At 61.4% G+C, this 19907-nt stretch carries 18 protein-coding genes and 1 tRNA gene; 11 read left to right on the top strand and 8 right to left on the bottom strand.

Annotated features, from left to right (window positions below; translation table 11 throughout):
* Position 1: 1 nt before the first annotated feature.
* From AC1RCO_RS16860 to AC1RCO_RS16840, 5 genes are all read left to right on the top strand, one after another.
* Positions 2-733 carry an adenosylcobinamide-GDP ribazoletransferase gene (locus tag AC1RCO_RS16860; RefSeq protein ID WP_011062686.1) on the top strand — a complete coding sequence of 244 codons (732 nt, stop codon included), beginning with the start codon at positions 2-4 and terminating at the stop codon, positions 731-733.
* A 70-nt stretch (positions 734-803) separates the two neighbouring features.
* A complete protein-coding gene (locus AC1RCO_RS16855; protein WP_015636631.1) occupies positions 804-1208 on the top strand; it encodes a MarR family winged helix-turn-helix transcriptional regulator in 405 nt (134 codons plus the stop codon).
* A 52-nt stretch (positions 1209-1260) separates the two neighbouring features.
* Positions 1261-2463 carry an MFS transporter gene (locus tag AC1RCO_RS16850; RefSeq protein WP_047337533.1) on the top strand — a complete coding sequence of 401 codons (1203 nt, stop codon included), beginning with the start codon at positions 1261-1263 and terminating at the stop codon, positions 2461-2463.
* A complete protein-coding gene (locus tag AC1RCO_RS16845; RefSeq protein ID WP_015636629.1) occupies positions 2460-2582 on the top strand; it encodes a hypothetical protein in 123 nt (40 codons plus the stop codon). Before AC1RCO_RS16850 ends, AC1RCO_RS16845 begins: the two co-directional genes overlap by 4 nt.
* 55 nt (positions 2583-2637) lie before the next feature.
* Positions 2638-3189: a glutathione peroxidase gene (locus AC1RCO_RS16840; protein ID WP_220223112.1), complete on the top strand. Its 552-nt coding sequence runs from the start codon at positions 2638-2640 to the stop codon at positions 3187-3189.
* A gap of 79 nt (positions 3190-3268) precedes the next feature.
* On the opposite strand, the gene AC1RCO_RS16835 is transcribed toward AC1RCO_RS16840, so the two are convergent.
* The 3 genes from AC1RCO_RS16835 to AC1RCO_RS16825 form a co-directional block, all read right to left on the bottom strand.
* Positions 3269-4549 (bottom strand): OmpP1/FadL family transporter, encoded by a 1281-nt coding sequence (locus tag AC1RCO_RS16835; RefSeq protein WP_011062682.1) that lies wholly within the window; start codon positions 4547-4549, stop codon positions 3269-3271.
* Between the two features lie 144 nt (positions 4550-4693).
* Positions 4694-5164 (bottom strand): hypothetical protein, encoded by a 471-nt coding sequence (locus tag AC1RCO_RS16830; RefSeq protein ID WP_492617885.1) that lies wholly within the window; start codon positions 5162-5164, stop codon positions 4694-4696.
* Positions 5165-5436: 272 nt separating this feature from the next.
* Positions 5437-5661, bottom strand: coding sequence for a hypothetical protein (locus AC1RCO_RS16825; RefSeq protein ID WP_011062680.1), 225 nt, complete (start codon positions 5659-5661; stop codon positions 5437-5439).
* Between the two features lie 876 nt (positions 5662-6537).
* On the opposite strand from AC1RCO_RS16825, the gene AC1RCO_RS16820 reads away from it, so the two are divergent.
* Together AC1RCO_RS16820 and AC1RCO_RS16815 are read left to right on the top strand one after the other, a co-directional pair.
* Positions 6538-6861, top strand: a complete 324-nt coding sequence (locus AC1RCO_RS16820; protein WP_011062679.1) for an SEL1-like repeat protein — start codon at positions 6538-6540, stop codon at positions 6859-6861.
* Between the two features lie 175 nt (positions 6862-7036).
* Positions 7037-8404, top strand: a complete 1368-nt coding sequence (locus AC1RCO_RS16815) for a DNA recombination protein RmuC (protein ID WP_162865008.1) — start codon at positions 7037-7039, stop codon at positions 8402-8404.
* A 15-nt stretch (positions 8405-8419) separates the two neighbouring features.
* Here AC1RCO_RS16815 and AC1RCO_RS16810 read toward each other — a convergent pair whose 3' ends face one another.
* Positions 8420-11893 carry a hybrid sensor histidine kinase/response regulator gene (locus AC1RCO_RS16810; RefSeq protein ID WP_011062677.1) on the bottom strand — a complete coding sequence of 1158 codons (3474 nt, stop codon included), beginning with the start codon at positions 11891-11893 and terminating at the stop codon, positions 8420-8422.
* Positions 11894-12026: 133 nt separating this feature from the next.
* Positions 12027-12572, bottom strand: a complete 546-nt coding sequence (locus AC1RCO_RS16805) for a TetR/AcrR family transcriptional regulator (protein ID WP_053153242.1) — start codon at positions 12570-12572, stop codon at positions 12027-12029.
* A gap of 92 nt (positions 12573-12664) precedes the next feature.
* On the opposite strand from AC1RCO_RS16805, the gene AC1RCO_RS16800 reads away from it, so the two are divergent.
* From AC1RCO_RS16800 to AC1RCO_RS16790, 3 genes are all read left to right on the top strand, one after another.
* Positions 12665-13870 (top strand): MFS transporter, encoded by a 1206-nt coding sequence (locus AC1RCO_RS16800; RefSeq protein ID WP_492617884.1) that lies wholly within the window; start codon positions 12665-12667, stop codon positions 13868-13870.
* A gap of 237 nt (positions 13871-14107) precedes the next feature.
* The gene (locus AC1RCO_RS16795; protein ID WP_492617883.1) at positions 14108-15259 is read left to right on the top strand and encodes a TDT family transporter; all 1152 of its coding nucleotides are present in this window, start codon (positions 14108-14110) and stop codon (positions 15257-15259) included.
* Positions 15260-15342: 83 nt separating this feature from the next.
* Positions 15343-17217, top strand: coding sequence for an MFS transporter (locus AC1RCO_RS16790; RefSeq protein WP_065365431.1), 1875 nt, complete (start codon positions 15343-15345; stop codon positions 17215-17217).
* 58 nt (positions 17218-17275) lie between these two features.
* Here the strand turns inward: AC1RCO_RS16790 and sugE are convergent, their stop codons facing one another.
* The 3 genes from sugE to rdgC form a co-directional block, all read right to left on the bottom strand.
* Complete coding sequence (sugE, locus tag AC1RCO_RS16785) at positions 17276-17593, bottom strand: quaternary ammonium compound efflux SMR transporter SugE (RefSeq protein WP_011062672.1); 318 nt, start codon at positions 17591-17593, stop codon at positions 17276-17278.
* A gap of 117 nt (positions 17594-17710) precedes the next feature.
* Positions 17711-18676, bottom strand: a complete 966-nt coding sequence (locus AC1RCO_RS16780) for a bile acid:sodium symporter family protein (protein WP_011062671.1) — start codon at positions 18674-18676, stop codon at positions 17711-17713.
* Positions 18677-18751: 75 nt separating this feature from the next.
* Positions 18752-19672 (bottom strand): recombination-associated protein RdgC, encoded by a 921-nt coding sequence (gene rdgC / locus AC1RCO_RS16775; protein WP_011062670.1) that lies wholly within the window; start codon positions 19670-19672, stop codon positions 18752-18754.
* A 160-nt stretch (positions 19673-19832) separates the two neighbouring features.
* On the opposite strand from rdgC, the gene AC1RCO_RS16770 reads away from it, so the two are divergent.
* Positions 19833-19905 (top strand) — tRNA-Val (locus AC1RCO_RS16770).
* Positions 19906-19907: the final 2 nt, after the last annotated feature.

Below are 19907 nucleotides of genomic sequence, written 5' to 3'. Positions count from 1 at the left end.
GATGTTGCCGTTCTGGATTGCCTTGCAGTTTCTCAGCAGCCTGCCGGTCCGCCTGCCGGGCATGCCTCGGCCTGAAGAGCTGGGCCGCTCGCTGTTGTTCTATCCGTTGGTGGGGCTGCTGTTCGGCGTGCTGTTGTGGGTGCTGAATGCCATGCTGGGCGGTGTTCCCCTGTTGCTGCATGCGGCCTTGCTGTTGACCGCCTGGGTTCTGCTCAGCGGTGGTCTGCACCTGGATGGCCTGGCGGACAGTGCCGATGCCTGGCTGGGAGGCTTTGGCGATCGAGAGCGGACCCTGAGCATCATGAAGGACCCCCGTAGTGGTCCGATCGCCGTGGTGACCCTGGTGCTGGTGCTGCTGCTCAAGTTCACCGCCCTGGTGGCGCTGATCGAACAGCAGCAGGGCTTTGCCTTGTTGCTGGCGCCGCTGATCGGCCGCGGGGCATTGCTGGGCCTGTTTCTCTGCACGCCTTATGTGCGTGCCGGTGGGCTGGGGCAGGCGCTGGCTGACCACCTGCCACGTGTGGCCGGGCGGCAAGTGCTGGGCTTGAGCGTACTGGCCTGTTTGCTGCTGGGGGGCTACAGCGGGTTATGGGCAGTGCTGCTGGCCACTGTGCTGTTCTTCTGGCTGCGGCAAGTGATGATGCGGCGCCTGGGTGGTACCACTGGAGACACTGCCGGGGCTGTGCTTGAACTGTTGGAAACTGCCGTATTGCTCGGGGTGGCGCTGTTTTGAGTGGAGCAGGGGATTGATGATTTTCATGAAAAATCTTGCCTTGGAATAATCACGGGTATATACACGCATCATGCTTCCCTCTCAGTGTTTGTGCACCAACCTGCGTCGTGCCGCCCGTGGCGTCAGCAGGTACTACGACGGTGCCCTTGATGGCTTCGGGATCAACGTTGCCCAGTATTCTCTGCTGAACAACCTGTTGCGCCTTGATCAGCCAAGCATTTCCAGCCTGGCGGAAGCCATGGGGCTGGATCGCAGCACGCTCGGGCGCAATGTGCGGGTCCTGGAAGCAGCAGGGCTGGTGCGCCTGCAGGAAGGCGACGATCAGCGAAACCGGCTGGTGCTGTTGACCGAGGCCGGGCATGAGCGGCTGGTGGCGGCCTTGCCTGCGTGGGAAGCGGCTCAGCAGCGGTTGATCGATCGCCTGGGTGTGGAAAAGCGTGAAACCTTGTTGGCCTTGCTGAACGAACTGTCTTGAGCGCCTTTCGTTCGACTATAAGCGGGTATATACCCGTAACTGGAGAATAAAAATGTCATCGATGTGGCGTACCAGCGGCTGGGTGCTTCTCGGCAGCGCTTTGATCCTGGCCTTGTCGCTGGGGATCAGGCATGGCTTCGGCCTGTTCCTGCCGCCCATGAGCGCGCAGTTTGGCTGGGGGCGCGAAGTCTTCGCCTTCGCCATTGCTCTGCAGAACCTGATCTGGGGGCTGGCCCAGCCTTTTACCGGAGCCTTGGCCGATCGTTTTGGTGCGGCGAAAGTGGTGCTGGTGGGTGGCGTGCTGTACGCGGTCGGGCTGGTGTTCATGGGGCTGTCGGATTCGGCCCTGACCCTGTCCCTGAGTGCCGGGCTGCTGATCGGCATAGGTCTGTCGGGTACGTCCTTCTCGGTAATTCTCGGTGTTGTCGGCCGCGCCTTGCCGCCGGAAAAACGCAGCATGGGCATGGGGATTGCCAGTGCGGCAGGTTCCTTCGGCCAATTTGCCATGCTCCCCGGAACCCTGGGGCTGATCGGCTGGCTGGGCTGGTCTACGGCGCTGCTGGTGCTGGGCTTGCTGGTGGCCTTGATCGTGCCATTGGTGAGCATGCTCAAGGACAAACCGCTGCCGGCTCTGGGGCATGAGCAGAGCCTCATGGAGGCCTTGCGTGAAGCCTGTTCCCATTCAGGGTTCTGGCTGTTGGCATTCGGCTTTTTCGTCTGTGGCTTCCAGGTGGTGTTCATCGGCGTGCACCTGCCGGCGTATCTGGTGGACCAGCACTTGCCGGCGACCGTGGGCACCACGGTGCTGGCCCTGATTGGCCTGTTCAATATCTTTGGTACCTATACCGCCGGCTGGCTGGGTGGGCGGATGTCCAAGCCGCGCCTGCTGACGGGCCTGTATCTGCTACGGGCGGTGGTGATCGGGCTGTTCCTGTGGTTGCCGGTGACTCAGACCAGCGCCTATCTGTTCGGCATGGCCATGGGCTTTCTCTGGCTGTCCACCGTGCCTTTGACCAACGGCACCGTGGCCACCTTGTTTGGCGTGCGCAACCTGTCCATGCTCGGCGGCATTGTGTTCCTGTTCCACCAATTGGGGTCTTTCCTTGGTGGCTGGCTGGGGGGCGTGGTGTATGACCGTACCGGGAGCTACGACTTGATCTGGCAGGTGGCGATTCTCCTTAGTCTGTTGGCGGCGGCACTGAACTGGCCGGTGCGCGAGCGGCCGGTGGCGCGTTTGCAGGCCAGCGCGGCATGAACCGCTGGCTGCTGCGCGGTGCCGGCCTGGGCCTCGGCATTCTATTGTTGCTGCTGGCCTGGTGGGGCTGGCACCGGGGCGGGCTGGCGCTGATGCAGCTGGGCATGGGCGCTTGCTAGGGGAGCGAGGGGGCGAGTAACGTCGTAGCCCGACACTTTGACAAGGATTCTGGACATGGCTATGCGCTGGTTTGCGGTTCCAGCTTTACTCGCGACCTTGGCCGGCTCGGCATGGGCGGCGGACTGTCCGCCCCTGTTGCAGGGTTCCTTGCCCAAATTGCACGCCAAGGAATCCATCGACTTGTGCCAGCGCTTTGCCGGCAAGCCGCTGGTGGTGGTCAATACGGCGAGCTTCTGCGGGTTTGCTCCGCAATTCAAAGGCCTTGAGGCGCTGTACCAGCGTTACAAGGATCAAGGGCTGGAAGTGGTGGGCGTGCCCTCCAATGACTTCAAGCAAGAGGCCAAGGATGGCGCGGAGACTGCCAAGGTCTGCTACGTCAATTACGGCGTGACCTTCACCATGACCGAGCCACAGAAGGTTCGGGGGGCGGATGCGGTGCACCTGTTCAAGGTGCTGGCGCAGCAGAGTAGCGCGCCGAAGTGGAATTTCTATAAATACGTGGTGGATCGCCAGGGCAATGTGATTGCCAACTTTTCCAGCCTGACCAAGCCGGACAATCCGGAATTCATCGAAGCGGTGGAGAAGGCATTGGCGTCGAAATCCTGAGAAAGCCTATTCATTAGCCAATAAAAAACCCGCATCTGCGGGTTTTTTATTGGTTTGAAACTGCGCGGCCTAGAGCTCGTTAGAACTTGTAGGTGGCGCCCAGGCCGTAGCCCCATGCGCTGTTCTGGTAAGTAGCGCTGTAGGCATTGCCTTTGCCGGTCCTGTTGACGTTGACGTCTTCTTCCTTCAGGTAGGAAACCGCCAGGTCCAGAGTCAGGTCTTCAGTCGGGCTGTAGCCGGCACCGAAGCTGATGGCCTTACGGTCACCGGTAGGGATACGTACAGAACGGTCGGTGTTGTTGGTTGGCGCCTGGTCAACCGAGAGGCCGCTGCGCAGAACCCACTCTTTGTTGACCTTGTAGGAAACACCAACAGCCGAGGCCCAGGTGTCGTGCCAGTTCTGTGGCTCGGTGATGGTGCCGATCGGGCCCCTGGAACCGCCAAGCAGGGCAGGAACACCTTCGTTGTTGACGGTGATGTCTTTCAGGCGGCTCCAGCGAGTCCAGGTGCTACCTGCGTAGACGGTCCACTGGTCATCCAGTTTCTGGGTGACAGAGAAGTCGACGACTTCCGGAGTGGTGATGTCCAGCGAGGCATCGTAACGGCCGCCATTGAACGGACCGAAGCCCGGGCCGGCGATGTTGGTGTGGCCTTCCAGCTTGTACTTGACCTTCGAGTGGTAGGTCAGGCCCAGGCGAGTAGTGTCGGTAGGCTGGACGATGATGCCGACGTTGTAGCCGATGGCGGTATCGTCACCCTTGATCTTCACGCTGCCATCATTGCGGCCGAAGAGCGCAGGGTTTGGAAACGGAGTCGCGGAAGTCAGTTCACCGCTCAGGCGGTTGATGGTCGGGCCGAAGCCGATCGACACCATGTCATTGAAGGCATAGCTGACGGTCGGTTGCAGGGTGACGACCTTGACTACGCTCTTGTCGCCGTAATAGCGGCTGGCAGAAGTGGACTCATAGTTGGTAACCAGGCCGAAGGGTGCATAGGCGCCCAGACCCAATGCCCAGCCGTTGCCCAGTTGTTTGACGAAGAACCCCATAGGAACGCTGGTGAACGGAACCATGTCGCCGTCGCTGGTGCCGCCGGGTGGGCCGCCCTTGACGTTTTTCAGGTTGGTCTTGGCATCGATTGCCGCAACGCCGACAGTTACCTGGTCACGTTGCAGCAGGGACATGCCGGCAGGGTTACCGTAAACGGTGCTGGCATCTTCGGCAGAAGAGGAACGACCCGCGAAGCCGGTACCCATGCCGCTGATGCTTTGTTCGTTAAGAGCAAAACCGCTGGCGAAAAGCTGGGTAGAGGCAAGTGCAACCGCGAGACTTATGGTGGATTTGAGCATTACTTTTTTCATTATTAGAACTCCTGGTGATCACCGAGGCGAAAATTACCAACATTTCGATCTCGGCGCTATAGGCTGCAACAGTTGATTTAGAGCGGTTTTGTAGGACAATCCGACCAAAATCGGCTTCTTTCTCCGATTTTGCAAAAGTCGTTGTCAGCAGGCGACCTGGTTTAACGGTGCAATGCAGGTCTGCCAGGCGCAGGCGAAATCTCTTAAACGTCCTTGTGGTTGAAAGGTCTTCCTCCAGATGCGGGCCATGCCGAGCAGGTCGTCGGCAGCGGGGAGCGGCGTGTGTTGTTCTTCCACCAGCAACCAGGCAATGGCGGTGGTGACGGTCAGTTCCAGGTGCGGCCCGCTGAGGAACGCATGCTGGCTGGCGAGCCCGCGAACCAGGCTGGCCCGTTCCGGATCCAGTGCCAGGTACTGGTCCCAGAGGGCTTGATGGCGCAATTCGGTGATGCGGTAGAGGCCGTGGCCACGACGATCGTGCAGGGCTGAGCCCAGCGCTGATTGGCTGGCGGCAATGCCCAGCAGCAGGACTTCAGCGGTTTTGCTATGGCTGCCCAGGTACATCAGCGTCGGGCGGATCACATAGCGGCACAACTCGCTGGCGGCGATACCCATAAAGCCCTCGAAGCGTGAAATGGCCGGCGAAACCTGAAGGGCGCTTGGCAGCAAAAAAGGATCAGGTTTGCCGGAAGCGGTTCAGGCCGCTTGAGTTGAAGTGTAGTGTCATATCTGTGCTGTAAAGGACTGTTTTTAAAATATTTCCGTCCTCTTGTTATAAGCTTTATATCGATTGGTACTTTTCTCTGTAGGGTAAATGGGCGAATTGCAGGCAATAAAAAGCCCCGCGATCAGGCGAGGCTTTTCAGGGTTTTCAGCAGTTCGGCGTATCAGGCAACCAGGGCCTGGCGCGCACGTTCGATCACTGCCTGCAGCGGTTCGGCGCTGGAATACTGGTCGGGATACAGGCGTTCGCTGTGACGGGCGATCCCATGTTCGTTGACCAGGGTGAAGCTGAAGCAACCTTTGCGAGCGGCCATGATCAGGCAGTTCAACGGTGCAAAGGCGTGGGTTAGGGTGCGAATGGCATCCTGAGTCTGGATTTGAGTAGACATAATTATTAGGTGTTCCTACAAATGACACGGTTAAGAACCGTGCAACGTTAAAACGTTCCAGTAAACGTCGACCAGCATTGGTCAAACGAAGAACCTGACTGGAACAAAGCAGCCAGTTGCAGCGCGTTGATTGGTTGCGCTAGGGCTGGCAGGTAGGTACTTAGGAGGGCAGGCAACACAGCAAGGGCAAAGGTTCGGGGCCCAGGGTGGAGATCCTGATCAATTTGCAGGTTGGTTCGGTCAGAGTAAATGGCTCGAGCACTGCCGTTGAATTCGTATCAAGGGCGGAAGGGTGAGCTTTACCTGGAAACCATCGAGGTGGTCGGTCCTTGGTGTTCGACGTTGTGCTCGGTTGGAGACGCTGTCGATGGGACTTGTTCGACCAGAATTGACTTTCAGCTTGGTACTAACGGCGAGGATTCTATTGGGTTGAACGACATAATGCAAGTGTGCTAGGAAAAAACTTTCAGAAGAGGCCAGAGGCTCAAGCATCAGCTGTGTAACCGTTGCTGTTGTGGCGTGTACGAAAACAGTGCGTTACCGGCGTTAATCTGCGCAAGGTTGTGCACACTTGTTGCGCAGCGTGTCACCCCGTTGTCACCTTCCCCAACGCCCGCCCCTTAGCCTGTCTCGAGAATTTAAGTCAATGATAAACATCGCTTTTTTTTACTGGTGAAAAAATCGTCAGTTTGACTGCAAGGCCCGTCTCATGGGGCTTTGGGAGGGTTGTGGAGGGGTTGTCCACTGAGTTATCCACAGCTTCTGTGGATTGTCCCAAGCGCTTGCTCTAGGACGGGCGTGCTGGCTCTTTTAGGCTTTACCCGGGCGAAAAAAGGAGTAGAGTGGCGCGCCTTCCGATCTGCCCCACAGTGCTTTATGAAGTTTCGCTCCGTATCACCTTCTGTTACCGCGACCCCTGCCAGTGTTACCGAACCCAAGCGGTTTTCCCTGCGCGTTGCTCTCTGGCTGTTGGACAGCCCACGCCTTGGTCACAACCCCAACGTCAAGCATTTTGCTGGACGCCTGCTCAAGCAGCCGGCCCGGGAAGGTGTGGTCGCGGCGCAGAGTCGCCTGGGCCAGTTGATGTGCCGCGAATGCGGCAACGCCCGTGATCGTCGCATCGGCCATGACCTGTTGCGTCAGGCTGCCCGTGCCGGCGACCGCCGTGCGCAATTGGAGCTGGGCCGGATCGAAGACTGAGCTGTCCAACACTCGGACGCTTGGTTAACCTTCATTTCTTCTTTCTACGGCAGGAATCGCTATGGCTATGGACTTGACCAGCTTGCTGCTTGGCCTGGCGGGAGCGGCGCTGCCGCTACTGGTTCTGGCCTGGCAACTGCAACGCCGGGCCAGTTCCAGCCAGACTGAGCTGAGCCTGCTGGAAGAGCGCCTGGCCACGGCCCAATTGGCCCAGGAGGGGTTGGCAGCACAGTTGGATGCCAGCCGCGATGAAGTCAGCGACCTGAGCCAGGCCAATGCTCTGAAGCAGGCGGACCTGGCAGCCCTGCGCCGCGAGGTCGAATTGCTGCAGATCGAGCGCGATAACGCCCGTGATGCCGCCCACGCCTGGAACCTGGAACGGGCCGCCAAAGAAAACGAATTGCGCCGGCTGGATGCCCTGGCGGCGTCCTTGAATGCCGAGCTTCGTGAGCAGCAGGACAGCCACCAGCAGCGCCTGACCGATCTGCAAGGCTCGCGGGATGAGTTGCGCGCCCAGTTCGCCGAGCTGGCGGGGAAGATCTTCGATGAGCGCGAACAGCGTTTCGCCGAGACCAGCCAGCAGCGCCTTGGGCAGTTGCTGGACCCGCTCAAGGAGCGCATCCAGTCCTTCGAGAAGCGGGTCGAGGAAAGCTATCAGGCCGAAGCCCGGGAGCGCTTCTCCCTGGCCAAGGAGCTGGAGCGCCTGCAACAGCTGAACCTGCGCCTGAGCGATGAGGCCACCAACCTGACCCGTGCCCTCAAGGGCCAGAAGACTCAGGGCAACTGGGGCGAGCTGATTCTGGAGCGAGTGCTGGAGCACGCCGGCCTGGAAAAGGGCCGCGAGTATCAGACTCAGGTCAGCCTCAAGGGCCCGGATGGCGAGCGCTTCCAGCCTGACGTGCTGATCATGTTGCCGGGTGACAAGCAGGTGGTAGTGGATTCCAAGGTCAGCCTCACGGCTTACCAGCAATACGTCGGTAGCGACGATCCGCAGGTCGCCCAGGCGGCTCTGAAACAGCACGTGCTGTCCTTGCGCAATCACGTCAAAGGTCTGGCCGGCAAGGATTACAAGCGCCTTGAAGGCTTGCACAGCCTCGATTTCGTGCTGCTGTTCGTGCCCATCGAGGCAGCGTTTTCCGCGGCTCTGCAGGCCGAGCCGAATCTGTTCCAGGAAGCCTTTGACCGGCATATCGTGATCGTCAGCCCAACCACGTTGCTGGCCACCTTGCGGGTGATCGACAGCCTGTGGAAGCAGGAACGCCAGAGCCAGAATGCCCGGGAGATCGCTGAGCGCGCGGGCTGGCTGTACGACAAGTTCGTGCTGTTTATCCAGGACCTGGATGAAGTGGGCAATCGCCTGCAACAACTGGACAAGGCCTACGCCGCTGCGCGTAACAAGCTGACTGAAGGGCGTGGCAACCTGGTCAGCCGTAGCGAGCAGCTCAAGCTGCTCGGTGCCCGGGCCAGCAAGAGCTTGCCGGCGGACTTGCTGGAGCGGGCCATGACCGACGCCGAAGGACGCGAGCTGGAATTGCCGGAGTAATCCGGCAAAGGCCCGTCAGCCCAGGGGCAGGTGCCGGCTCAGCAGGGCGCGCAAGGCCGCCGGCTTCACCGGCTTGGCCAGATAGTCCAGGCCCGCTGCATGGACCTGGGCGACCATTTCAGGGCGCCCATCGGCACTGATCACGACCCCCGGTACCGGCTCGCCCAGTTGCGTGCGCAGCCAGGCCATGACCTCGGTTCCGGTCTCGCCGTTATCCAGGTGGTAGTCCACCAGGGCCAGTTGCGGGCGGATGCCTTCTTTGAGCAGCGCCGCGCATTCCTCGCGGTTGCGGGCGGTCCAGACCTGGCAGCCCCAGCGGGTGAGCAGGCTGTTCATGCCGATCAGAATGCTGTCTTCATTATCGACGCAGAGCACTTGCCCGCCATTGAGGGACTGGCCGTTGAGCTCGGCTGCCTTGCCTGGAGCCACCACGCTGCTGCGGGCCAGGGGCACGCTGACGCTGAATACGCTGCCTTTGCCGGGCCAGGAACGTACCTGCAACGGATGGCCGAGCACCCGGCACAGGCCATCGGCAATCGCCAGGCCCAGGCCCAGGCCTTTCTCGGCGCGGGTCTGGTGGCTGTCCAGGCGCTTGAATTCTTCGAAGATCACCTGCTGCTTGTCCTGGGGAATACCCGGCCCCCGGTCCCAGACTTCCAGGCTCAACGTTTCACCACGGCGGCGCACTCCCAGCAAAACGGGGCCCTTGGCGTAACGGAAGGCATTGGTCAGAAAGTTCTGCAGCACCCGACGTAGCAGCTTGCTGTCGCTGTCGATGCGCAGATGGCTGCCGCGCACCCGGAACTGCAAGCCCTGTTCCTGGGCCAGGGCCTTGAATTCGGCTCCCAGGGTGTCGAACAGTTCGTTGAGGGCAAAGGGCTTGCGATCAGGGGTGATCTTGCCGTTTTCCAGGCGCGAGATGTCCAGCAGGTCGCTGATCAGGTCCTCGGCGGAGCGCAACGAACTGTCCAGATGCTGCACCAGTTGCTGGGCTTCGGCGGACAGGCCGTCGTCCTGGTGGGACAGGGCCGCGGAGAACAGGCGCGCGGCGTTCAGCGGTTGCATCAGATCGTGGCTGACCGCGGCCAGAAAACGCGTCTTCGACTGGTTGGCCGCTTCCGCCGTGCCCTTGGCCTCAGTCAGTGCTGCGTTGAGTTGCGACAGTTCGTGGGTACGCTCCGCCACTCGTTGTTCCAGCCCTTCATTGGCCTCGGTGAGGGCCTGCTCGGCTTCGCGGAACGGGGTGATGTCGGTGAAGCTCATGACAAAGCCGCCGCCGGGCATGGGGTTGCCGATCAGTTCGATGACCCGGCCATTGGGGAACAGTCGCTCGGAAGTATGAGCCCGACCCTGGCGCATCCAGTGCAGGCGCCGGGCCACATGGACTTCCGCCTCGCCAGGTCCGCACAGGCCGCGCTCGGCATTGTGACGAATGATGTCGGCAATTGGCCGGCCCACGCTGATCAGCCCATCGGGGTAGTTGAACAGCTCCAGGTAGCGGCGGTTCCAGGCCACCAGCTTCAGCGACTGATCGACCACGCTGATGCCCTGGGTAATGTTTTCAATCGCCCCTTGCAGCAGGGCCCGGTTGAACTGCAGCACCTCGGAGGCTTCGTCGGCGATGCGCACCACGTCTTCGAGCTGCATCTCCCGGCCTTCAATGGCGGCCTTGACCACCGCGCGGGTGGAAGAGGCGCCGAGCACACCGGCCAGCAGGCGCTCGGTATGTGCGATCCACTCGCCGTCGGCATTCTGGTTCGGGTTGAAGCCTTTGCCCTGACGATAGGCGAAGCGGATGAAGCTCTGGCGCGCACGTTCCTCACCGACAAAACGCGCGGCCAGTTTCAGCAGATCGTCGATCTGTACCGCCAGCATCGAGCGGGAGCTGAGGCGGCCGCTGATTTCCTGGCCGATGAAGCGTCCGGCCTGCCAGTGCTCGGAGACTCGGGTGCGCGAGAGCACCGAAACCCAGGCGAACAGGGTGAAGTTGCCCGCCAGGGACAGCACTACGCCTTGGGTCAGCGGGGTGATCGGCAGGTTCAGCGGATTGCCGTGCAGCCAGGCCAGGCCGGGGAAACTGCTCAGGGACCAGCCCAGGCTGTGGGCGGCGATGGGCAGGATCAGGGTGTAGAACCAGATGAAGGTGCCGGCAGCCAGGCCCGCGAATACACCGCGGCGGTTGGCCTGTTTCCAGTACAGCGCGCCGAGCATGGCCGGTGCCAGTTGGGTCACGGCGGCGAAGGCGATCTGGCCGATGGTGGCCAGGCTGGCGGTGGAGCCCAGCAGGCGATAGCTGACGTAGGCCAGCAACAGGATGACCACGATGCTCACCCGGCGCACCGAGAGCATCCAGTGGCGGAATACTTCGAACGGCCGCTCGGCATTCTTGTGGCGCAACAGCCAGGGCAGCAGCATGTCGTTGGAGACCATGGTGGACAGCGCCACGCTGGCGACGATCACCATGCCGGTGGCCGCCGAGGCGCCGCCGATGAATGCCAGCAGAGCCAGGGCGGGGTGGGCCTGGGCCAGGGGCAGGCTGATGACGAAGGAGTCCGGCAATACGCTGCTGGGCAGGAGCATCTGCCCGGCGAGGGCGATGGGCACCACGAACAGCGCGGCGAGGGCCAGGTACGCCGGGAACACCCATTTGGCCAGGCGCAGGTCCTGGGGTTCGATGTTTTCCACCACGGTGACGTGAAACTGCCGCGGCAGGCAGATGATCGCCATCATCGCCACCCCGGTCTGCACCACCATCGACGGCCAGTTGATGGTTTCCTTCCAGTACTGCTCCAGGCGCGGAGCCAGCATGGCCTGGTTGAACAGGTCGTCGAAGCCGTCATAGAGGCCGAAGGTGACGAAGGCGCCGACGGCGAGAAAGGCAAACAGCTTGACCAGGGATTCGAAGGCAATCGCCAGCACCATGCCGCGGTGGTGCTCGGTGGCATCGAGGTTGCGGGTCCCGAAGACGATGGTGAACAGGGCCAGGATCAGCGACACGATCAGCGCCGTGTCCTGGGCGCGGGTGCCCATGGCGTCTGCACCGGCACCGATCAGCAGGTTGACCCCAAGCACGATGCCCTTGAGCTGCAGGGCGATGTAGGGCAGTACCCCCACCAGGCAGATCAGCGCCACCACCACCGCCAGCGACTGGGATTTGCCATAGCGGGCAGCAATGAAGTCGGCGATCGAGGTGATGTTCTCCTGCTTGCTGATCATCACCATCTTCTGCAGCACCCAGGGGGCGAACACCAGCAGCAGGATGGGGCCGAGGTAGATCGGCAGGAAGGCCCAGAGCTGCTCGGCCGCCTGGCCCACCGCGCCAAAGAAGGTCCAGCTGGTGCAGTAGACCGCCAGCGACAGGCTGTATACCCAGGCCCGCACCCGCGGCGGAAGTGGCGCGCTGCGGCGGTCACCGTAGAAGGCGATGGCGAACATGATGGCCATATAGGCCAGGGCAACGGCGGCGATCAGCCCGCTGGACAACGACATGGAAACTCCGGAACAAAGACACCGGGCACCTCAGCCCGGCCAGACAGTCTGGCACGATGTTGGATTGGCGTCAGTGTCGACCAAGGTATCAGCGCGGCCTGATGTCGCAGGGCTGAACCGAGGCGGGGAAGGGCTACGGCTGCAGAGCGATCTCGATCAGTTCATGGAGTTCCTGAACCGGCAGTGGCGTGGCGGAGAACAGGATGCGAAACACTGTCGGTGCTACCAGCAGGTTCAGCAGGCGGTCGATGTCCGGCAGGTTTTCCGTGTGGCCCTGATAGCGCTCGAGGATGCACTGCAACTGCCCGCTGAGGATGGTCACGCAATAGCCCGGGGTCGCGCTGCATTGCACATCGCGCATCATGTTGCGCCCGGGCTCCGAGCTCATTTCGTCCAGATACTGTTCGGCCCAGGCCCGCAGGTCGCCGCGCAGGTTGCCGGTATTGGCCGGTTCGCTGTCCGGGCGCATTCGTTCCAGGGCGACATCGGCCAGCAGGGCCGACAGGTCGCCCCAGCGCCGGTAGATGGTCGACGGAGTGACGCCTGCTCGGGCGGCGATCTGCGGCACGGTGAGGGACGAGCGATCCTGCTCTTCAAGGAGCTCGCGGACCGCAGTGTGAATGGATTCCTGGACCCGGGCGCTACGGCCGCCGGGGCGCAGACCTTCTTTGATAGCCATGGGGCGGCACCTTAACACAAAGAATTTGCTTTAAGCATTGGCGGGTAGCACACTGCGCAAAAGCAAAATATTAGCTTTAGTGGAGCGTGCTTATGTCCGGTGCTATCGACACTTGCGTGTCCAACCGTCGCAGTCTGGTGTTTCTGGCCATTACCCTGTTGAGTTTTCTGGCTGCCTCCAGCGTACCGACCCCGCTGTACCACCTGTATCAGGAAAACCTGCACTTTTCCCCGGCGGTGCTGACCCTGATATTCGGGGTCTACGCGATGAGCCTGCTGGCGGCTCTGCTGACCGTAGGGTCGCTGTCGGATCACCTGGGGCGGCGACCGGTGATTTTTGTCGCCTTGCTGCTCAATATCCTGGCGATGTTGCTGTTCATCAATGAAAGCGGAGTGCAGTGGCTGATTGCCGCGCGGGTGATGCAAGGCTTTGCCACCGGCATGGCCACCAGTGTGCTGGGGGCGGCCCTGCTGGATACCGATCGCCAGCAGGGGCCGTTGGTCAATAGCGTTGCGCCGCTATTGGGCATGGCCTGTGGTGCCATGGGGGCCAGCCTGTTGGTGGAGTTTGCGCCCTGGCCGCTGCAATTGAGCTACTGGCTGCTGCTCGGGGTGTTCGTGCTCCAGGCCGGGTATGTCTGGCGCTTGCCGGAAAGTGTCAGCCCGCAACCCGGTGCCTGGGCGTCGCTGAAACCCACGCTGCATGTGCCGGTGCAAGCGCGGCGCGCGTTATGGCTGGCCTTGCCGGTGGACGTGGCGGTGTGGGCGGTGGGCGGCTTCTATCTGTCGCTGGCGCCTTCGCTGGTCCGTGCGGCGACCGGCTCCACCTCGAACCTGATCGGCGGTGGCCTGGTGGCGGTGCTGACATTCAGCGGCGCGCTGATGATCTTTTCCCTGCGTCAGTGTCCTGCAGACAGGGTGCTGCGCCTGGGCGCCGGGATGCTGGCGACGGGAGTGATGCTGATCCTCGCTGCGGTGCATAGCGCCAGCCTGCCGTTGTTCTTCTTTGGCACCTTGGTGCTGGGCAGCGGCTTTGGTGCCGGTTTTCTCGGTGCGCTGCGCAGTGTGGTGCCACTGGCCCTGCCTCATGAGCGTGCGGGCCTGATGTCGGCGTTTTATGTGCTGAGCTATCTGGCCTTCTGCCTGCCGGCGTTGTTGGCTGGCAACCTGACCCGCAGCTTCGGCCTGATCGCTACCACCGACGGCTATGGTGCGGTACTGGTTCTCTTGTCCCTCGGGGCACTGCTGGCCCTGATGCGCCAGCGCCCGGTGACGGCGTGTGGGGCGTCGGGGCTTTGAGCCCGAGGCTTCAAGGGCTGCGGGATTGTACCTGGGAAGCCGCAGGGGAGAGGTGCTGTACGCCAATCAGATACGGGCGTGTCGCCGGGCGCGGTCCGATTGCGGTGATCGCTCCTGGGGCCGTGCATAGATGTTTATCTGCAAAATAGATAACAGATAGAGAAATTACCCGTTATATAGATATTCGATTAGGTTCTACCATGGTTCCTACCTCATCGGAGGACAGGAGACACGACCATGACATGCCCCAATAGCGTTAAAACCGGCCACTGGCCATTGAGCCATCTGCCGCATCCCCTCGAAGCCATTCGCCAATTCACCCCCAACTGGTTCGCCGCCACCATGGGCACCGGGGTTCTGGCCTTGGCGCTGGCCCAGTGGCCGGCCGAGGTTCCCGGCTTGCACCAGGTGGCAGAGGGTTTCTGGTGGCTGACCATCGCCCTGTTCCTGTTGTTTACCGCGATGTATACCGCGCGCTGGGTACTGTTCTTCGACGAGGCGCGGCGGATTTTCGGGCACTCCACGGTCTCGATGTTCTTCGGCACCATCCCCATGGGCCTGGCGACCATCATCAATGGCTTGCTGGTGTTCGGCATGCCTCGCTGGGGCGATGGTGTGGTGGAGGTGGCGCAACTGCTGTGGTGGCTGGATGTGGCCATGTCCCTGGCCTGCGGGATCCTGATTCCCTACATGATGTTCACCCGCCAGGAACACAGCATCGACCAGATGACCGCGGTCTGGTTGCTGCCGGTGGTGGCGGCCGAAGTGGCGGCGGCCAGTGGCGGCCTGCTTGCGCCTCATCTGCTGGATGCCCACGGGCAGTTGGTAATGCTCAGCACCAGCTACGTGCTGTGGGCCTTTTCGCTGCCGGTGGCGTTCAGCATCCTGACCATCCTGCTGTTGCGCATGGCGCTGCACAAACTGCCCCATGAAAGCATGGCGGCGTCGAGCTGGCTGGCCCTGGGGCCAATCGGCACCGGTGCCCTGGGCATGCTGGTGCTGGGCGCCGATGCACCGGCGATCTTCGCCGCCAATGGCTTGCCCGGCGTCGGTGAGATTGCCGCCGGCCTGGGCCTGGTGGCGGGGCTCACACTGTGGGGGTTCGGTCTGTGGTGGATGTTGATGGCCCTGCTCATCACCCGCCGTTACCTGCGCGAAGGCATACCCTTCAATCTTGGCTGGTGGGGCTTTACCTTTCCTCTGGGCGTGTATTCGCTGGCCACCCTGAAACTGGGCAGCACCTTGCACCTGGGGTTTTTCAGTGTGTTTGGCGCGGTACTGGTGGCGGCGCTGGCGGTGATGTGGCTGATCGTGGCCAAGCGCACGGTGCAGGGGGCTTATAAAGGAGAGCTGTTTGTCTCGCCGTGCATTGCGGGGTTACGGAAATAATCGGCAAAGATAGGTAAGGTTGTGGCCTGGATCGATATTCGACATTCCAATAACAGTATCCACGCCACTCAGGGACATGGAAGATGAGTCACCCTTCGCAGTTCACCTTGCTTCGCAAGCGGCGGTTCCTGCCGTTTTTCATCACGCAATCCCTCGGTGCCTTCAACGACAACATATTCAAGCAGTCGCTGATCCTGGCCATTCTCTACAAGCTGAGCATCGAGGGTGACCGGTCGATCTGGGTCAACCTCTGTGCCTTGCTGTTCATCCTGCCGTTCTTCCTGTTTTCCGCCCTGGCCGGGCAGTTTGGCGAGAAGTTCGCCAAGGACTCGCTGATCCGCCTGATCAAACTGGGGGAGATCGCGATCATGGTGGTGGGGGCGGTGGGCTTCGCCTTCGATCACCTGTCGCTGATGCTGGTGGCCCTGTTCGCCATGGGCACCCACTCGGCGCTGTTCGGCCCGGTGAAGTATTCGATCCTGCCCCAGGCCTTGCGTGAAGAGGAATTGGTGGGAGGCAACGGCCTGGTGGAAATGGGCACGTTCCTGGCGATCCTGGCCGGCACTATCGGCGCTGGGGTCATGATGTCCTCGGAGCATTATGCGCCGATAGTCTCCAGCGCCATGATCGGTGTGGCGGTACTGGGCTACCTGGCCAGCCGCGCCATTCCCCGGGCTGCCGCGGCGACCCCGGAGATGCGCCTGAACTGGAATATCTTCAGCCAGTCCTGGGCCACCTTGCGCCTGGGGCTGGGGCAGACCCCGGCGGTGTCGCGCTCGATTGTCGGCAACTCCTGGTTCTGGTTCGTCGGCGCCATCTACCTGACCCAGATTCCGGCCTATGCCAAGGAATGGATGCACGGCGACGAGACCGTGGTAACCCTGATCCTGACGGTGTTCTCGGTGGGGATTGCCGTAGGCTCGATGCTGTGCGAGAAGCTGTCGGGGCGAAAAGTTGAGATCGGCCTGGTACCGTTCGGCTCCTTTGGCCTGACGGTGTTCGGCCTGCTGCTGTGGTGGCATTCCGGTGGTATCCCGGAAAGCGCCACGGGTCATGGCTGGATTGAAGTGCTGGGTTTTGCCCATGCCTGGTGGGTGCTGTTCGATGTCCTTGGCCTGGGGATCTTCGGCGGCTTCTATATAGTGCCGCTGTATGCCCTGATCCAGTCCCGTACCCCGGAAAACGAGCGGGCCCGGGTGATAGCCGCCAACAACATTCTCAATGCGCTGTTCATGGTGGTGTCGGCGATTGTCTCTATCGTGATGCTGAGCATGGTCCAGCTGACCATTCCCCACCTGTTCCTGGTGGTGTCGCTGCTCAACATTGCGGTCAACGTCTACATCTTCAAGGTGGTGCCCGAGTTCAGCATGCGTTTCATGATCTGGCTGCTCAGCCATTCCATGTACCGCGTCGAGCATCGCAATCTGGAGTTGATCCCTGATGAAGGCGCTGCCCTGCTGGTGTGCAACCACGTGTCTTTCGTCGATGCCTTGCTGATTGGTGGTGCGGTGCGTCGGCCGATTCGCTTCGTCATGTACTACAAGATCTACAACCTCCCAGTGCTGAACTTCATCTTCCGTACCGCTGGAACCATTCCCATCGCCGGTCGGCATGAAGACCTGCAGATCTATGAAAAAGCCTTCCAGCGCATTGCCCAGTATCTGCGCGATGGCGAACTGGTGTGCATTTTTCCCGAGGGCAAGCTGACTGCCGATGGCCAGATCAACGAGTTCAAGGGCGGGCTGACACGGATTCTCGAGGAAACCCCGGTGCCGGTGATTCCCATGGCTCTGCAAGGCTTGTGGGGCAGCTTCTTCAGTCGCGATCCGAGCAAGGGTTTCTTCCACCGCTTCTGGTCGCGAGTGACCCTGGTGGCCGGGCCATCGGTGGCGGTGGACGCAGCCGAACCGGCGCAGTTGCAGGTCATGGTGGCGCAGTTGCGGGGCCCACGGCGCTAGCTGCCGGATACGAAAACGCCCGCACATTTGCGGGCGTTTTCATTTCTGCCTGGGCTTTTCAGCTGGCGCTGACTTTCAGGCCCACCAGGCCGGCGATGATCAGCGCCACGCTGACCAGACGCACCAGAGCCATGGATTCGCCAAACAGGATGATGCCGGCGATCACCGTGCCGACGGCGCCGACTCCGGTCCAGATGGCATAGGCCGTGCCCAGGGGCAGTTCCTTCATCGCCAGGCCCAGCAGGCCGAGGCTGATGGCCATGGCAATGATGGTCAGGGCGGTGGGCAGCGGGCGGCTGAAGCCATCGGTGTATTTCAGGCCGACGGCCCAGCCCACTTCAAACAAACCGGCAAAAAACAGAATGATCCAGGACATGCCTACCTCATCGGTTGATGGGGTCGTCCCCGGAATTGATCGCTCGAATGAGTCGCGAGGTCGTCCTCGCGATGCGCAGTATACTGCCCACTCTCACGTGGGCGAGTATTTTTTTCCTCAGTCATGGCCTCGCTGTATTTCCAGCTTTTGTTCGGCTGGATCTTCCATTCGCCGGAAATAGGTCGAGAGCAGGGCCCCGGAAATGTTGTGCCAGACGCTGAACAAGGCGCTGGGTACCGCCGCCAGTGGCGAGAAATGAGCGCTGGCCAGGGCCGCGCCCAGGCCGGAGTTCTGCATGCCGACTTCCAGGGCCAGGGATTTTCGCTGCGCCAGTGGCAGCTTGAACAGACGCCCCGTGAAGTAGCCCAGCAGGTAGCCGAAGCTGTTGTGCAGCATCACCACGGCCATGATCAGCAGGCCCGACTCGGCGATTTTCGCCTGGCTGGCGGCCACCACCGCGGTGACGATGATGACGATGCTCACCACGGAAACCAGCGGCAGTACTTCCACCGCGTGCTGCACCCGCTGGCCCAGCAGGCGCTGGGCCAGCACTCCCAGCACGATCGGTAGCAGCACCACTTGCAGGATCGACCAGAACAGTTCCATGAACGAGACCGGTAGCCAGGCCGAGGCCAGCAACCAGATCAGCGCCGGGGTCAGCAGTGGGGCCAGTAGAGTGGTAACCGCTGCAATGGCCACCGACAGCGCCAGGTCGCCGCGGGCCAGCCAGGTCATCACGTTGGAAGAGGTGCCGCTTGGGCAGCAGCCGACCAGGATCACCCCGACGGCGATTTCCGGCGGCAGGTGAAATGCCTGGCAGAGCACCCAGGCCACCCCGGGCATGATCACGAAATGGGCCACCACTCCCAGTGCCACGCGCCATGGGTGGCGGGCCACTTCGGCGAAATCTTCGAGTTTCAGGGTCAGGCCCATGCCGAACATCACCAGGCCCAGCAGCGGCACGATGGCGCCCTTGAGACCGACGAACCAGCCAGGCTGGAAGAATGCCAGGATGGCGAAGATCAGTACCCAGTAAGCGAAGGTGTTGCCGACAAAGCGGCTCAGTGCAGCCAGTGCGCGCATGACCTGTTCCTTATTATGTGAAAACGCCACCGAAGGCGGTGGCGTCTAGTGCGTAGCGGTTATCCGGGCAAGGCGTCAGATGCCCTGCGGAATCTCCTCGCCGCCCAGGGCTTCGAACAGCGCCGGCAGGAAGTCGCCGAAGGTCAGCATCATCAGGGTGAAGCTGGCATCCTGCTGGCCGAGGGCTTCATCACCGCCGTCCTGTTCCGCCTGATCCTGCAGCAGGTCTTCGAACTTCAGGCGCTTGACCACCATTTTGTCGTCGAGCATGAAGGACAGTTTGTCCTGCCAGGCCAGGGACAGTTGAGTGACCACCTTGCCGGTGCTCAGGTGCAGCTGGATTTCCTCGCCGGTCAGGTCCTGGCGCTTGCAACGCACGATGCCGCCGTCCTCGTGGGTGTCGCGTAGTTCGCACTCGTCGAGTACGAAGAAGTCGTCGGCGGCTTTCTGGGTCTTGACCCAGTCGGTCATGATCGCGGTGGGAGCGATCTTCACGGTCAGCGGGCGAACCGGCAGGGTGCCGAGGACTTCGCGCAGGGTGGAGAGCAGGTCTTCGGCGCGCTTCGGGCTGGCCGAGTTGACCAGGATCAGGCCCTGTTTCGGGGCAATGGCGGCGAAGGTCGAGGAGCGACGGATAAACGCACGGGGCAGGAAGGCCTGGATGATTTCATCCTTGATCTGGTCGCGTTCCTTCTTATAGACCTTGCGCATCTGTTCGGCTTCGATCTCTTCGACCTTTTCCTTCACCGCATCGCGCACCACGCTGCCAGGCAGGATGCGTTCCTCCTTGCGCGCGGCTACCAGCATGAAGTCCTGGCTGACGTGAACCAGCGGGGCGTCTTCACCTTTGCCGAAAGGGGCGACGAAACCGTAAGTGGTCAACTCCTGGCTTGCACAGGGGCGCGCCAGTTTGGTCGCCAGTGCAGTTTCCAGCGCCTCAGCATCAAAAGGCAGATCTTGGGTCAGGCGATAGATCAGCAGGTTTTTGAACCACATGGGGTGAATCTCTCCTTTATACAAAGGAGGGCATTATTCTCTTCGCTGCCGCTCAGGCCAACCCTTCGCTAAGCCTTTGGAAGGCCTGAAAAAATTATTATAAAAAGTGCTTGCCAGAGTGGGGGCTGCTCCGTAGAATGCGCGCCACACCGAACGTGAAGGGTGATTAGCTCAGCTGGGAGAGCGTCTGCCTTACAAGCAGAATGTCGGCGGTTCGATCCCGTCATCACCCACC

This window comes from Pseudomonas sp. GW823-FHT03E05, assembly GCF_058796855.1.
Note: the sequence above shows the minus strand (reverse complement) of the source record. Positions and strands in the feature narration are given on the sequence as shown.